This window comes from Kitasatospora sp. NPDC041988 (genome assembly GCF_055588525.1).
Genome location: NZ_JBVJCO010000001.1, coordinates 319676 through 334815 on the forward strand (window position 1 = coordinate 319676; position 15140 = coordinate 334815).

Consider the following 15140-nt stretch of genomic DNA (forward strand, 5'->3'; position numbering starts at 1 on the left):
TTTCTCGGGGGGATCTCTTGGCTGTTGTTGCGGGCCGAGCGTTTTCCGTCGTTCTTCCCCGTTCTGGGGGGAGCTCCCCCCTTTTTCCCCCCCCCCCCCCCCCCCCCCGCGGCCGTAGCGCCGTTGACCTGGGGATCCGTGCCGCCAGGGCGGTCCCGGGGGCGCCGAATCTTTCGGTGAACATGTCGAATGTATTGACAGTGGATGACGGGCGGGCGCACTGTTCGACCACCTCGTTCCAACCCACCCACTGATGAGAGGAGTTGGCGCATGGACACGCTGGCTCGGATCAGCGACCCGGGCGGCCCCCGGCGGCTCGTCAGGAGCACGTGCGCCGCCGTGCTGGCCCTCGTGGTCGCCCTGGTGCTGCCGGCCACCGCCCGGGCGGACACCGTGGTCACGTCCAACCGGACCGGTACGGACAGCGGCTACTACTACTCGTTCTGGACCGACAGCCCCGGATCGGTCTCCATGAACCTGAGTTCCGGGGGCCGTTACGGCACCCGGTGGAGCAACACCGGCAACTTCGTGGCCGGCAAGGGCTGGGCCACCGGGGGGCGCCGGGCGGTGAACTACTCGGGAAGCTTCAACCCCTCGGGGAACGCCTACCTGTCGCTCTACGGCTGGTCCACCAACCCGCTGGTCGAGTACTACATCGTCGACAACTGGGGGACCTACCGGCCCACCGGCACCTTCAAGGGCGCCGTGACCAGCGACGGCGGCACGTACGACATCTACGAGACCACCAGGTACAACGCCCCCTCGATCGAGGGGATCAAGACCTTTAACCAGTACTGGAGCGTGCGGCAGACGAAGCGGACCGGGGGCACCATCACCACCGGCAACCACTTCGACGCCTGGGCCCGGGCCGGGATGCCGCTCGGCACCATGAACTACATGATCCTGGCGACCGAGGGTTACCGGAGCAGTGGCAGCTCCGACATCACGGTCGACGCCGCCGGCACGGGCGGCGGTGGCGCCGGTTGCGCGGCGACGCTGTCGGCCGGTCAGTCGTGGAGCGACCGCTACAACCTCGACGTCGCGGTGAGCGGCGCGAGCAACTGGACGGTGACGATGAACGTGCCGTCGCCGGCCAAGGTCCTGTCGACCTGGAACACCGCCGCGGGTTTCCCGAGTTCGCAGGTCCTGGTGGCCAAGCCCAACGGCAACGGGAACACCTTCGGGGTGACGATCCAGCCGAACGGCAACTGGACCTGGCCCACCGTCACCTGCGCCGCGGCCTGACGCGCCCCGGCTGACCGCCTCCCCCCGGCACTGCCCCGACTGACCGTCTCCGCGGCCCTCGCCCGGCGGCGGCGTCCGGGGGAGTGCCGGTGCGCCCCTCGCGGCCGGGGCGCACCGGCACGGCCGGCCCGCCGGTGAGCCGGTTCGCGGTGCGGGTCCGGTCCTGCGGGAGCACTTGACGGCCGATCGGCACCCGTGCTTTCTCGCTGCACACGCCGGATGATCAAGATTCTGATTGTTGGCGCTCACAAGGACTTCTCCGTCATCCGTGCAACGACAAGTGGATCGTGTACGCGACGACCGCGAGCAAGTCCGGCGGTTGGTCCCTGGAGCAGTTCGGCTTCTCCGACTGGTCCCAGGCGTACCTGATGGTCGTCGAGGCCGTCGGCGCCAACGGCCGCCGCTACTTCCGGTCCTGGACCTCCACCAGCCTGACCGGCACCTGGACCCCGCTGGCGGCCACCGAGAGCGAGCCCTTCGCCTGCCGGAGCAACGTCACCTTCAACGGCACCGCCTGGACCCAGGACTTCAGCCACGGGGAGCTGGTCCGCGCCTCCAACGGCCAGACCCTCACCGTCAACCCCTGCAAGCTCCAGTACGTCTACCAGGACGTCGACCCCACCACCCCTGGCAGACCCCCCCTACATCGAACTCCCCTACCGGATGGGCCTGCTGACCCAGACCAACAGCACCTGCTGATCCGTTCCCGCCTCCCCGCCTCTCCGAGGACCCCGTGCCACCGGCCACCCCAGCGGCCGGTGGCGCGGTCGGTTCGGCACCGACGGGCGAACGCCGTGCCGGCCGGTCCGCAGGCCGCGGAAGAGCCGGCTGTGCCGTTCGCGCCGGCCGAGGGCTCCGGCGGGGTTCGTCCCGCGAGGCCGAGCGGTTAGCATCCGTCCCGTACGGCCGGATCACAGCAGCGGAGTTCGCCCGGCGGGGCGTGCAGGAGGACCTGGTGACAAGAGTGGCGACCCTGGCCGAGATCGCGCAGGAGGCGGGCGTCTCGGCACCGACCGTCTCGAAGGTCCTGAACGGCCGGGCCGACGTCGCCCCGGCCACCCGCGAGCGGGTGGAGAAGCTGCTGCGCCGGCACGGTTACCGCCGGCGGGGCGGCGACAGCCGGACGAGCCCGCTGCTCGACCTGGTCTTTCACGAGTTGGACAGCTCCTGGGCGACGGAGGTGATCCGCGGCGTCGAGAACGTGGCGCGCGAGGAGGGCCTGAGCATCGTGCTGTCCGAGTCCGCCGGCCGGCCCACGCCTGGTCAGTCCTGGGTGGACGGGGTGCTCGCCCGCCGGCCGACCGGTGCCCTGCTGGTGCTGTCCGGCCTGGAGCGCGCTCAGCAGGACCAGCTGACGGGCCGCGGCATCCCCTTCGTGGTGCTGGACCCGGCGGGCGACCCGGGCCGGCAGGTGCCGGCGGTCGGCACCACCAACTGGGACGGCGGCCTGGCGGCCACCCGGCACCTGCTCGACCTCGGTCACCGCCGGATCAGCCTCATCGGCGGGCCGGCCCGGATGATGTGCAGCCGGGCCCGGGCCGACGGGTACCGGGCGGCGCTGGACATGGCGGGAATCGCGTACGACCCGGAGCTGGTCCGCGAGGGGGACTTCCACCACGAGGCGGGCCGTCGGATCGGGCTCGAACTGCTCGGGCGACCGGACCGGCCGACGGCGGTGTTCGCGGGTAACGACCTCCAGGCCCTCGGGCTCTACGAGGCCGCCCGGGAGCTGGGGCTGCGCGTCCCCGAGGACCTCAGCGTCGTCGGCTTCGACGATCTGCCGCTGGCCCGCTGGGTCGGTCCGCCGCTGACGACCGTCCGCCAGCCGCTGACCGAGATGGCCGAGGTCGCGGCCCGCCTGGTCATCGACCTCGGACGGGGGGCCAGGCCCGCCGCCCTGCGGGTGGACCTGGCCACCACCCTGGTCGAGCGCAGCAGCACCGCTCCGCCGCGGGAGGCGGCCGGGCCGGTCGGCGACGGGTCGCCGGAGGCAGGGTGACCGCCGGGAGCGCGGGCAGGGCCGGTGCCGGTCGCGGCCCGGGCGGGAGCTTCAGTAGCCGTAGATCATCTTGTAGCCGACCTCCGGCAGGAACTGTCCGGCCGAGGAGCCGCCGCCGACGCCGCAGTTTCCGTCGGACTCCCCGGGGATCTTGATCCAGAGCAGCATCTCGGCACCGCCGCCGCGCTGCGTGGGGGTGCCGATCCGGCGGCCGGCCGGGTTGCACCACTCGCCGTTCGAGCCGTTGCCGTTGCGGCTGGTGTCGACCACGAAGGGCTTGGTGTAGCCGAAGGAGCTCAGGGCGGCGTTGACGGCGTTGCCGTAGGAGGTGTTCTGGCCGGTGGCGAAGTAGTTGGAGACGTTCAGCGAGAAGCCGTGAGCTCCGCTGACACCGGCGGCGGCCAGCTGCTGCGCCATGGCCGGGGCGGCGATCCAGCCGGGGTTCCCGGCGTCGAGGTAGACCCAGGTGTTGGGGGCCTTGGCCTTGAACTGGGCGATGGCGTTCTTCAGCATGGCGTTGCGCTCGGCGACCTGGGCGGACGTCATGCAGCTCTCGTGGCCGAGGGCGTCGGGTTCCAGGACGACGAGGGCCGGCCGGCTGCCGATGCCGCTCGCGAAGGCCGCGATCCAGCTGTCGTAGGCGGCCCGGCTGCCCGCGCCGCCACCGGACTGGCCGGCGCAGACGTCCCGGTTGGGAATGTTGTAGGCGACCAGGATCGGCAGCTTGTCGGCGGAGTCGGCGCGGCCGACATAGGCGCCGGCGGCCGCGCCGATGTCTCCGCTCCAGTTGCCGAACCAGCGGCCGGCCGGCGTGTTGCCGACGGAGGACCGGATCGCGCCGGCGCGGCCGTCGCCCGGGTTGGCGTCGGCCCAGCGCAGTGCCGAGTTGTCGGGGTCGGTGTAGAAGCCGCTGGTCATGCCGGCGGGGTCGGCGGCATGGGCCGGGCCGGCGTTGACGACGGCGAGGGCGGCGGTGAGGGCACTCGCCAGCAGGGCGGCTGCGGTGCGGACGGAGCTGCGCACGGTTCTTCCTCCGGGGGTGGGGCCGCAGGGCTTCGCAGAGGGGCTGGCGCTGGCCGGCGTACCGCTGCTCGGGGTCGAGCCCGGTTACTTCACCGAGGACGGCGGCGCGGAGGCGATGGAGCGGCTGCTCCGCGAACACCGCGACCCGGACGCGGTGTTCGCCGCTTCCGACGCCACGGCGATCGGTGCCCTGCGGACCTTGCGGCAGCACGGGCTCCGGGTGCCGGAGGACGTCGCCGTGATCGGGTTCAACGATCTGGCGAGTGCCCGGCACTCCAGCCCGCCACTGACCACCATCCACCAGCCGGTGCGGGCGCTGGGGCAGGAGATGGCCCGGATGCTGGTTGGCGCCGTCGAGGGGCGGGACCCGAGCCCGCTGATCCTGCCGACCCGCCTGGTCGTGCGGGAGTCCGCCCCCGACGGGTCGTCCTGACGGTCGGGGGCGTCCCGGTGGCCGTGTCGGCCCGGCCTGGCCGGTGGTGCGGTCTCGTCTCGGTCAGTGCTGGAGGGTGAGGAGGGCGGGGCGCCAGGGGAGTTGGTCGTAGGGGCCGGTGGCGTTGGGGGACTTGCCCTGGTAGAGGAGTTGGAGGTTGCAGGGGTCGATGGTCATGGTCTGGTCGGGGTTGTTGCGGACGAGGTCGCCGTGGCTGATGTCGTTGGTCCAGGTGGCGCTGCTGTTGGCCTTGCCGGCGAAGGGGTTGTTCTCGGTGGCGGCCTGGGGGGTCCAGGTGCCGTTGAGGCTGGTGGCGGTGAAGGAGCGGAAGTAGCGCTGTTCGCTGGCGCCGCGGGCTTCGACGATCATGAGGTACTGGTTGTGGTCCTTGACCTTGTAGACCTGGGGTGCCTCGAAGAGGTTCTTGACGGTGTCGGTCATGACGGTCGTGTAGGAGGAGCCGAAGTTGCCGGGGAAGTTCCCGATGGGCATGCTCGCCCGGTAGATGCTGCCGTTGTCGCCGGCGAAGAACAGGTACATGTTCTGGTCGTCGGCGATGAGGGTCTGGTCGATCGGGGCGGCGCCGGGGATGCCGCCGGTGAACAGCGGTTGGGGGGCGGACCAGCCGTTGGGGTTGGTTGGGTCGCTGGAGGTGCGGTAGATGAAGGGCCACTGGCCCCACTGGTAGGCGAGGACCCAGATCTTCTTGGGCGCGAAGTAGAACAGGGTGGGGGCGACCGCGTTCTGGTTCATCCCGACCTGGCCGGCGGAGGCCATGTCCGACCAGTTGGTGAACGGGGCGAACGCCATCGAGCCGTACGAGGAACCCGACACGTTCGACGCGTAGACCAGGTGCTTGCCGTTGTACACCACGTCCGTGAAGTCCTTCAGCGCGCCCCAGCCGTTCGCCGGCTGCGCCAGCGCACCCGTGGACGACCACCGGTACGTCGACGGCAGCGCACACGAGCCGCCCGTCGGCGTGGGCGTCGGGGTCGTCCCGGACAGGCCGGTCCACTTCTGGTTGCTGCCGCCGGTGCACGTCCAGAGCTGGACCGCCGTGCCGTTGGCCGTCCCCGCGCCGTCGGCGTCCAGGCAGAGCCCGGACTCGACGCCGACGACCGTGCCGTCGGCGTTCACCCGCCACTGCTGGTTGGCCCCGCCGCTGCAGGACCAGATCTGCACCTTGGTGCCGGCGGTGGTGGCGTGGTTCGGAACGTCCAGGCACTTGCCGCCGTACACCGTCAGCTGGTTGGCGGACGTCGACGTCCACTGCTGGTTGGCACCGCCCGAGCAGTCGTAGATCTGCACGCCGGCACCGTCGGACCGGCTGGCGTTCGACACGTCGAGACAGCGGCCGGAGCCGACCCCGCGCAGGGCACCGGTGGTGGCCGCCTGGGCCGGGCCGGCGACGAGCGTCGCCGACAGCGCCACCGCGGCCGCGGCCGTGGTGGCGAGCAGTGCGGACAGCTTCTTGCGACTGGGATTGCGGCTGTGCATGGGGGGCCTCTCTCTCGGTGGACGGACGGGGCCGCCGCACACCGCCGCGACGGCCGCTCGCCGGACACGGCTCCTCACCCGAACCGCCGTCCTCGGACCTGACGTGGCTGTGCGTCACGTCGCGCCGGAGCGGGGCGTCGCTCCGGCGCTCACGTCCGGGAAGGCCGCGTGCGGGGTGGGGGCAGGAACCGTGCATCGGGGACCGTGCGAGCGCACGCGTCGTCAGGGCGTTCCGGGCGGACGGGGCAAGGAGTGCGGTGCGTGCGGGACGGCGAGGGGATAGGTGGGCGCCGGATCCTCGGACACGTCTGTTAGCGTTCACAATTTACCTGGCAGAAACCTGGGACTGCCAGGGGGAAATCTCCAGCAACCTCGTGCGGGTTGTCAACACCACGAGCAGGAAACGGCGTTGACAGGCCACGCCGGACCGTTCCCGGCCACGGACACCCAGGTCCTCCGGCACGCGCCCTGTGCGGGGGCCGTTGACGGCAGGGGTGGACCGGCGCGACCATCGGTGGTGTTGTTCCGCGGTGGGCGCGGGAACCTCCTCGCGATCTGGCAATCCAGACGGAGAGGTCCCATGCCCCGATCCCGCCCGCTCGTCGCCCGGCTGCTCGGCGTCATCGCCGTGCTCTGCCTCGCGATGGGCCTGAGTCTGCAGACCGCCCCCCGGACGGCCGCGGCGTCGCTGACCCAGATCACGAACTTCGGCACCAATCCGACCGGGTTGGTGATGAACCTGTACGTGCCGGCGAGCGTCAAGGCCAACCCGCCGATCCTGCTGGCGTTGCACGGGTGTCAGGGGAGCGGCCCCTACCTGTACTCGAGCACCGACTTCGCGTCGCTGGCCGACCGGTACGGGTTCCTCGTCATCTACCCCTCGACCAACCCCGGCGGGAGCTGCTGGGACGTCTCCTCCGACCAGGCGCTGACCCGCAACGGCGGCAGCGACCCGGTCGGCCTGATGTCGATGATCACCTACACGGAGCAGCACTACGGCGGCAACGCCAACGCCGTGTACGTGACCGGGCAGTCGTCGGGAGGGATGATGACGAACGTGATGCTCGCCGACTACCCGGACGTGTTCAAGGCAGGCGCGGCGTTCATGGGAGTGCCCTACCACTGCTTCTACACCGGCTCGGTCCGCGGCTGGAACTCGGCCTGCGCCCAGGGCCAGACCTCCAAGACCCCGCAGCAGTGGGGGAGCCTGGTGCGCAACACCGGCTATCCCGGCTACACCGGGCCGCGTCCGCGCGTGCAGCTGTGGCACGGAACCGCCGACACCATCCTGAGCCACAACAACCTCGGCGAGGAGGTCAAGCAGTGGACCGACGTCCTGGGCGTGAGCCAGACCCCGTCGGCCACGGACAGCCCGGTCGCCAACTGGACCCGCACCCGGTACGACAACGGCGCCGGCGCCACCCAGGTGGAGGCGTACAGCCTCGCCGGTGCCGGGCACGAACTACCGGTCAAGGGCTCCACGATGGCCGCCGAGGCGATCCGCTTCATGGGCCTCGCTGCGGGGTCCTCCGGTGGCGGCACGACCGGCGCGCTGCGCGCGGTGGACGCCGGCAAGTGCCTGACGGATGCGAGCACCGCGTCGGGGAAGCAGCAGCAGATCTACGCCTGCACCGGTGCCGCCAACCAGACCTGGACCAGGACCTCCGCCGGCCAGCTGACCGTAACCGTGGGCGGCAGCACGCTGTGCCTGGACGCCGCCGGGCGCGGCACCACGCCCGGCACCAGCGCCATCGTCTGGGCCTGCAGCGGCCAGGCCAACCAGCAGTGGCAGCTGAGCTCCGACGGCACCATCACCGGGGCGCAGTCGGGACTCTGCCTGGACGTGGCCGGTCTGGCCACCACCGACGGCACCCCGGTCCAGTTGTGGACCTGCAGCGGCGGCCGGAACCAGCAGTGGACCTTCGGATGAGAACGGGTGGGCACCGGTCCCGGCCGCCCGGAGGGGCGGCCGATGCGCCGAGTGCCTCCGGGGTCTCCGGCGTCTCCGGCGAGCGGGTGGCCGGGTGACCGGGGGACCGGGACGGAGCGCGTGGCCACCAGGTGACGCCACGGGCCGTCGAGGGCTTCGAGGGTTTTGACGGCTGCGTGGGTCTCGGCGGTTTCGAGCCGCTCCCGGGGCCCGGCGGCCGTCGGGAGCGGCTCGCCGGACACCGGGACGGCCCTGGCCAGGGGCGTCCCGGTGCTGCTCCGTTCAGGGCCGGCCGGGTGCCACCGTGCTGGAGCGCACCACCAGGGACGTCGACAGTTCGAGGCGGGTCGAGACCGGTGGTGCCTCTCCGGTGCGCAGCGCGAGGACCAGCCGGGTCGCCTGTTCGGCCATCTCGCGCAGGGGCTGGCGGACGGTGGTCAGCGCTGGGCTGGTCCACTTCGCGATGTCCAGGTCGTCGTAGCCCACGACGGACAGGTCCTCGGGCACGCGCAGGCCGCGGACCCGGGCGGCCTCCATCACGCCGAGTGCCTGCAGGTCGCTGCCGGCGAAGATCGCGGTGGGGCGGTCGGGAAGCTCCAACAGCCGCTTGGCCTGGGCGAGTCCACCCTCGGCGTGGAAGTCGCCGAAGGCCGTCAGCTCGGGAGTGGTGCCGAGCCCGGCCATGGACATCGCGGAGCGGTAGCCGTCCAGCCGGGCCAGGGAGCAGAGCATGTCCTTGGGGCCGGTGACGATGGCGATGCGCTGGTGGCCGAGTTCGATCAGGTGCCGGGTGGCGGCGAGACCGCCGGCCCAGTTGGCCGAGCCCACGGAGGGCACGTCCGGATCGGGGTTGCCCGCCGGGTCGATGATCACGAACGGGATGGAGCGCGCGCGCAGTTGGCGCTTGAGCCCGGGCGGCAGGCTGGAGATGACCAGCACGACGCCGAGGGGGCGCCGGCGCAGCACGGCCTCGATCCACTCCGGCCCCGGGGCGTGGCGCGAACCGCTGTGGGTGACCACGGTGGCCGCCCCGTGTTCGGCCGCCACGGTTTCGACGCCGCGCAGGAGTTCCATCGCCCAGAGGCTGTCGAGCTCGTGGAAGACGATCTCGACGAGGGGTGCCTCGCCGGTGGTGCGGGCGGTGCGCTGGTAGTCGTGCGCGCGCAGGACCCGTTCGACACGGTTCCGGGTGGCGGCCGAGACGTCGGCACGGCCGTTGAGAACCTTCGAAACCGTCGAAACGGAGACCTCGGCCTCGCTCGCGATGTCCGCGAGGGTGACTCGTCCCAGCTCATCGCCCTTGTCCATGGGCCCAGCATAGGTCACGGGCGATGCCGCGCAGGCGGCTCGTCACGCTTCCGTAACCCTCGGCAGGAGGGGTTGACCCGAAACATCCTCGCAACTTACCGTCCCGGGCAAGCGAAGTTTTCGACGTGTGGCCCGAAATTTTCTGGAGAGTCCTGTGAAGAAACGCGCTTTAGCTGTGGCACTCGGTCTGACGTCGGCCCTGCTCGGGATGAGCGCGTGCGGCAGCGCCGGCTCCTCCGCCGCCGGCGGCGGGGACTCCGGCACGATCCACGTGCTGGCCTACGGGGACGCCAGCAACAAGGTCGAGAAGCAGATCGTCGAGACCTTCAACAAGACGTCGAAGGTCAAGGCCGTCCTGGACACCATCCCCGGTGCGGACTACCAGGCCAAGCTCAACACCGTCATCAACACGCCCCAGGCGCCGGACGTCTTCTTCAACTGGGGCGGCGGCAGCATCCAGCCCTACGTGAAGTCCGACCTCCTGCTCCCGCTGGACGACATGATCGCCGCGGACCCGGGGCTGAAGAGCAACTTCCTGCCGTCGGTGTTCAACACCGCGGTGATCGACGGCAAGTCCTACGGCATCCCGATGCGCGGCACCCAGCCCGTGCTGCTCTTCCACAACAAGAAGGTGCTGGCCGACACCGGCCTGAGTGTCCCGAAGACCTGGGACGAGCTGCTGGGCGCCGTCCAGACGCTCAAGGCCAAGGGCATCACCCCCTTCGCCCTCGGCGGCGGCGACCAGTGGCCGACGCTGATGTGGTTCGAGTACGTCTTCGACCGCGTCGCGGGCCCCGAGCTGTTCCAGAAGGCGCTGTCCGGCGACAAGAGCGCCTGGGAGAGCGAGGACGCGAAGAAGGCCCTGGGCATGCTCAAGCAGCTGGTCGACGCCGGCGCCTTCGGCCCGAACTTCGACTCGGTCAAGTTCACCGACGGCGGCTCCCCGGCGCTGCTGGCCAAGGGCAAGGCGGCCTTCGAGCTGATGGGGTCGTGGGAGTACGCCACCCAGCAGGACGCCAACCCCGACTTCGCCAAGAGCCGGCTCGGGTACGGCGCGTTCCCCGGCATCCCCGGTGGCAAGGGCGACCCGGCCAACGTGGTCGGCAACACGAACAACTTCTACTCGGTGCTGAAGAAGAGCAAGCACCCAGAGGCGGCGGCCGCCTTCCTGAAGCTGATGTACTCCGAGGAGTTCGTGAAGGCGCAGCTGGCGATCGGCAACCTGCCGACCACCACCAACACCGAGCAGTTCCTCGGCACCGCGGCCAACCCCGACTACTCGAAGTACCAGTACGACCTGGTCAAGGCCGCCCCGTCGTTCCAGCTGTCCTGGGACCAGGCGTACCCGCCGGCCGCCAACACGCCGATCCACACCGCCGTCCAGCAGTTCTTCGACGGCAAGCTCGACGTGGACGGCTTCGTCAAGGCCATGCAGGCCCTCCCCGCCTCCTGAGACGAGTCGCGATGAGTGCTCTCTCCTTCCCCTCCCGGTCCGGCCGCCGCCTCCGGGCGGAGGCCCGGACCGGGGTCGGGGTGACCCGTCCGGGCCTCGCCTGGGCGGTGCCCGCGACCGTCTTCTTCCTGCTGTTCGCGATCGTGCCGCTGGTACTGGTCGCGGTGCTCTCCTTCACCAGCTGGAACGGCGTCGACGCCCCGACGTTCAACGGCCTCGCCAACTGGACCGGGCTGCTGCATGACCCGGTGATGACGCAGAGCATCCGGCTGACCCTGGTGCTGACCGTGGCCGGGGCGGTCGTGCAGACCCCGGTGAGCATCCTGCTCGGCGTGTGGGCGGCGGGCCACCAGCGCAACCGCGCCGTGCTGTCCGCGATCTTCTTCGTCCCCCTGCTGCTGTCCGCGACCGCGGTCTCCGTGGTCTGGCGCGCGATCCTGGACCCGAACTTCGGGGTGCCCTCACAGCTGGAGTGGCTGTTCGGCGACGGCAACCTGATGGGCAGCCAGGCCGGCGCCGTCGCGGTGCTCACCTTCGTCGGCATGTGGCAGTGGACGCCGATGCACGCCCTGCTGTACCAGGGCGGGGCCCGGGCGATCCCGCAGGTGCTCTACCAGGCGGCGTCGATCGACGGCGCGGGCAAGGTGCGGCAGTTCTTCCACATCACCCTGCCGCAACTGCGCAACACCATGATCACCTCGGTGATCCTGATGCTGGTCGGCGGCCTCACCACCTTCGACACCGTCCTGATCCTCACCCAGGGCGGCCCCGGTACCGACACCACCAACAGCGCCTTCTACATGTACCGGCAGGCGTTCAAGAGCTTCGACTTCGGCGCGGGCTCGGCCGTCGCCCTGGTCCTCGTGGTGGTGGCCACCCTGATCTCGCTCGCCGTCGTGCGCCTGTCCGGCTACGACAAGATGCGCGGCACCACGGAGGGACTGTGATGCGACGGCGCCCCAACCTCCTCGCCGGGCTCGGCTCGTCGCTGTGGCTCGTGCTGGTCGGCTTCCCCCTGTACGTCCTGCTGATCTCGACGTTCCGCACCCGTGCCGACTACTCCTCGCAGGGGCCGCTCACCTTCCCCTCCGAGCTGACCGTGCAGAACTACGTCGACGACTTCTCCGACGGCTTCGGCCGGGACTTCCTCAACACCCTCCTGGTCACTGTGTGCGTGGTGGCGATCGTGCTGCTGGTCGTGCCCCCGCTCGCCTACGCGATCGTGCGGGCCCGGGGCAGGACCATCGCCACGGTCTTCCGGATCTTCCTGCTGGGTCTGGCGATCCCGGCGCAGGCCGTGATCGTGCCGATGTTCTACGTCATCAGCAAGGCCGGCCTGTACGACAACCTGCTCGGCGTCATCCTGCCCACCGCGGCCTTCTGCCTGCCGGTGTGCACGCTGGTCCTCACGGGCGCCATGCGGGACATCACCGGCGAGCTCTACGAGGCCATGGCCATGGACGGCGCGACCCCCTGGCGGGTGTTCTGGCAGCTGGTGGTGCCGTTGTCGAAGGGCGGCCTGTCGTCCGTCGTGGTCTTCGCCGCCCTGCAGGCGTGGAACGGCTTCCTGTTCCCGCTGATCCTCACCCAGTCGGACAGCACCAAGGTCATCACGCTCGGCCTGTACGACTTCCAGACCGAGCACGGCGTCGACGTGCCCGGCCTGCTCAGCGCCGTCGTGCTGTCGATGCTCCCGATCTTCATCGTCTACCTGTTCGCCCGGCGGGCCCTCATCCAGGGCCTGATGGGCGTCGGAGGAAAATGACCGGCCACCTGAACCTCGCCGCCCCGTCCGCGGACCGGACCGTTCGATGGCGCGACCGCGCCCTCAGCCCCGAGGAGCGCGCGGACGCCCTGATCGCCGAGATGACGCCGCGGGAGAAGCTCGCCCAGCTCGTCGGCGTCTGGGTCGGCGCCTCCGACGAGGGCGGGGAGGTCGCCCCGCACCAGCACGACATGGAGGAACCGCCCGACCTCGACGACCTGCTGCCGTCCGGGCTGGGCCAGCTGACCCGCCCCTTCGGCACCGTCCCCGTCGACCCGGCGCTCGGCGCGCTCTCGCTCGCCCGCAGCCAGCAGCGCATCGCCGCCGCCAACCGGTTCGGCATACCGGCCGTCGCGCACGAGGAGTGCCTGGCCGGCTTCGCCGCCTGGGGCGCCACTGCCTACCCCGTGCCGCTCTCCTGGGGCGCAACCTTCGACCCGGAGCTGATCCGGCGGATGGCCGCCGCGATCGGCCGCGACATGCGCGCCGTCGGTGTCCACCAGGGCCTGGCCCCGGTCCTCGACGTGGTCCGCGACGCCCGCTGGGGCCGGGTCGAGGAGACCATCGGCGAGGACCCCTACCTGGTCGGCACGGTGGCCACCGCCTATGTCCAGGGCCTGGAGTCCGCGGGCATCGTCGCCACCCTCAAGCACTTCGCCGGCTACTCCGCCTCGCGCGCCGGACGCAACCTCGCCCCCGTCGGCATGGGCCCCCGCGAACGCGCCGACGTGATCCTTCCGCCGTTCGAGATGGCCGTGCGCGAAGGCCGCCCAGGCTCCGTCATGCACGCCTACACCGACACCGACGGCATCCCGTCCGCCGCCGACGAGGCGCTGCTGACCGGACTGCTCCGGGACACCTGGAGCTTCGACGGGACGGTGGTCGCCGACTACTTCGGCATCGCCTTCCTCAAAGTGCTGCACGGCGTCGCCGGGGACTGGGCCGAGGCCGCGGCACTCGCCCTCGCCGGCGGCGTCGACGTGGAACTGCCCACCGTCAAGACCTTCGGCGAGCCGCTGCTGCGCGCCGTCGAGGACGGCACCGTCCCCGAGGCGCTGGTCGACCGGGCACTGCGCCGCGTCCTGGCGCAGAAGGCCCGACTCGGCCTGCTGGACGAGGACTGGGACGCCGTCCCCGCGGCGCTCGCCGGGCTCGGGCTCGACGACCCGCAGGCGCTGCGCGGGGCGATCGACCTGGACCAGGCGGAGAACCGCGCCCTGGCCAGGGAGATCGCCGAACGGGCGATCGTCCTGCTGACCAACGACGGCACCCTGCCGCTGCGCGCGCCTCGCCGGATCGCGCTGATCGGCCCCAATGCCGACACCCCGACCTCCGTCCTCGGGTGCTACTCCTTCCCCGTGCACGTCGGCAGCCAGCACCCCGAGGTCCCGGCCGGCATCGAACTGCCCACGCTGCGACAGGTGTTGGCGACGGAGTTCCCCGGCGGCGAGATCCGGACCGTCCCCGGGGCCGACATCGACGGCGCCGACACCTCCGGCTTCGCCGAGGCCGTGGAGGCGGCCGGGTGGGCCGACGTGGTGATCGTCGCCCTCGGCGACCGGGCCGGACTGTTCGGCCGCGGCACCAGCGGCGAGGGCTGCGACGTCGAATCCCTCGAACTGCCCGGCGTCCAGCAGCAGCTGCTGGACGCCCTGCTGGACACCGGCACGCCGGTCGTAGCGGTGCTGCTGGCCGGCCGGCCCTACGCCCTCGGCCGCGCCGTGACCGAGGCGGCGGCCGTCGTGCAGGCCTTCTTCCCGGGCGAGGCCGGCGCCGAGGCGGTCGGCGCCGTGCTCAGCGGCCGGACCAACCCCTCGGGCCGGCTGCCCATCGGCATTCCGGCCCGGCCCGGTGTCCAGCCCTCGACCTACCTGGCGGCCCGCCTGGCCGGACCGAGCGAGGTCTCCAGCACCGATCCGACGCCCGCGTTCGGATTTGGGCACGGCATCGGCTACACCACCTTCGGCTGGACCGACCTGGAGGTGGAACGGGCCGTCGCCCCGACGGACGGGACGGTGGAACTGTCCTTCACCCTGCGCAACGCCGGGGACCGCAGCGGCAGCGAGACCGTCCAGCTCTACCTGCACGACCCCGTCGCCAGCGTGGTCCAGCCGGTGCAGCGGCTGATCGGGTACCAGCGGATCAGCCTCGACCCGGGGAAGCGGACCCGCGCCCGGATCACCGTCCCCGCCGACCTCGCCTCCTTCACGGGGCGTGACGGCCGCCGCGTCGTGGAGCCGGGAGAGCTGGAGCTGCGGATCGCCGCGTCCAGCACCGACGTCCGGCTGACCGCCACGGTCCGCCTGGACGGGCCGGTCCGCGTCGTCGACCACACCCGGCGCCTGCACGCGGAATTCCGCCTGGCCTGGCCTGGCCTGGCCTGACCGGCCCGCGCCGTGGCCGCCCTCCGGGTGACGCCGACACCGTCGGTCCCGAGTATTGACGGGCCGCCGGGTCACCCCTAGGGTCACCGATCGGATCGGCCTT

12 protein-coding genes are annotated in these 15140 nt (G+C 71.4%); 9 read left to right on the plus strand and 3 right to left on the minus strand.

Translation table 11 applies throughout. The features are described 5' to 3' along the window. Nucleotides 1-270: 270 nt before the first annotated feature. From ACZ6NC_RS01305 to ACZ6NC_RS01315, 3 genes are all read left to right on the plus strand, one after another. Nucleotides 271-1245: a glycoside hydrolase family 11 protein gene (locus ACZ6NC_RS01305; protein ID WP_465727685.1), complete on the plus strand. Its 975-nt coding sequence runs from the start codon at nt 271-273 to the stop codon at nt 1243-1245. 287 nt (nt 1246-1532) lie between these two features. Continuing rightward, the gene (locus ACZ6NC_RS01310; protein WP_465727687.1) at nt 1533-2135 is read left to right on the plus strand and encodes a non-reducing end alpha-L-arabinofuranosidase family hydrolase; all 603 of its coding nucleotides are present in this window, start codon (nt 1533-1535) and stop codon (nt 2133-2135) included. 65 nt (nt 2136-2200) lie between these two features. After that, a complete protein-coding gene (locus ACZ6NC_RS01315; RefSeq protein WP_465727689.1) occupies nt 2201-3244 on the plus strand; it encodes a LacI family DNA-binding transcriptional regulator in 1044 nt (347 codons plus the stop codon). Between the two features lie 51 nt (nt 3245-3295). On the opposite strand, the gene ACZ6NC_RS01320 is transcribed toward ACZ6NC_RS01315, so the two are convergent. Continuing rightward, complete coding sequence (locus ACZ6NC_RS01320) at nt 3296-4267, minus strand: glycoside hydrolase family 6 protein (protein WP_465727691.1); 972 nt, start codon at nt 4265-4267, stop codon at nt 3296-3298. A 16-nt stretch (nt 4268-4283) separates the two neighbouring features. Here ACZ6NC_RS01320 and ACZ6NC_RS01325 point away from each other — a divergent pair, with 16 nt between their 5' ends. Next, nucleotides 4284-4700 (plus strand): LacI family DNA-binding transcriptional regulator, encoded by a 417-nt coding sequence (locus ACZ6NC_RS01325; protein WP_465727693.1) that lies wholly within the window; start codon nt 4284-4286, stop codon nt 4698-4700. A gap of 63 nt (nt 4701-4763) precedes the next feature. On the opposite strand, the gene ACZ6NC_RS01330 is transcribed toward ACZ6NC_RS01325, so the two are convergent. Further along, nucleotides 4764-6197: a non-reducing end alpha-L-arabinofuranosidase family hydrolase gene (locus ACZ6NC_RS01330; protein ID WP_465727695.1), complete on the minus strand. Its 1434-nt coding sequence runs from the start codon at nt 6195-6197 to the stop codon at nt 4764-4766. A 580-nt stretch (nt 6198-6777) separates the two neighbouring features. Between ACZ6NC_RS01330 and ACZ6NC_RS01335 the strand changes: the two genes are divergently transcribed. Then, nucleotides 6778-8127 carry an extracellular catalytic domain type 1 short-chain-length polyhydroxyalkanoate depolymerase gene (locus ACZ6NC_RS01335; protein ID WP_465727697.1) on the plus strand — a complete coding sequence of 450 codons (1350 nt, stop codon included), beginning with the start codon at nt 6778-6780 and terminating at the stop codon, nt 8125-8127. Nucleotides 8128-8409: 282 nt separating this feature from the next. Here the strand turns inward: ACZ6NC_RS01335 and ACZ6NC_RS01340 are convergent, their stop codons facing one another. Then, nucleotides 8410-9435, minus strand: coding sequence for a LacI family DNA-binding transcriptional regulator (locus ACZ6NC_RS01340; RefSeq protein ID WP_465727699.1), 1026 nt, complete (start codon nt 9433-9435; stop codon nt 8410-8412). Nucleotides 9436-9643: 208 nt separating this feature from the next. Between ACZ6NC_RS01340 and ACZ6NC_RS01345 the strand changes: the two genes are divergently transcribed. Genes ACZ6NC_RS01345 through ACZ6NC_RS01360 form a run of 4 tightly spaced genes read left to right on the plus strand, consistent with a single transcriptional unit; the run spans nt 9644 to nt 15037 of the window. Further along, a complete protein-coding gene (locus tag ACZ6NC_RS01345) occupies nt 9644-10888 on the plus strand; it encodes an ABC transporter substrate-binding protein (RefSeq protein ID WP_465728301.1) in 1245 nt (414 codons plus the stop codon). 11 nt (nt 10889-10899) lie between these two features. Beyond that, a complete protein-coding gene (locus tag ACZ6NC_RS01350; RefSeq protein ID WP_465727701.1) occupies nt 10900-11835 on the plus strand; it encodes a carbohydrate ABC transporter permease in 936 nt (311 codons plus the stop codon). After that, nucleotides 11835-12653, plus strand: a complete 819-nt coding sequence (locus ACZ6NC_RS01355; protein ID WP_465727703.1) for a carbohydrate ABC transporter permease — start codon at nt 11835-11837, stop codon at nt 12651-12653. The genes ACZ6NC_RS01350 and ACZ6NC_RS01355 overlap by 1 nt, the downstream gene beginning before the upstream one ends. Next, nucleotides 12650-15037: a beta-xylosidase/alpha-l-arabinosidase gene (locus ACZ6NC_RS01360; protein ID WP_465727705.1), complete on the plus strand. Its 2388-nt coding sequence runs from the start codon at nt 12650-12652 to the stop codon at nt 15035-15037. The genes ACZ6NC_RS01355 and ACZ6NC_RS01360 overlap by 4 nt, the downstream gene beginning before the upstream one ends. Nucleotides 15038-15140: the final 103 nt, after the last annotated feature.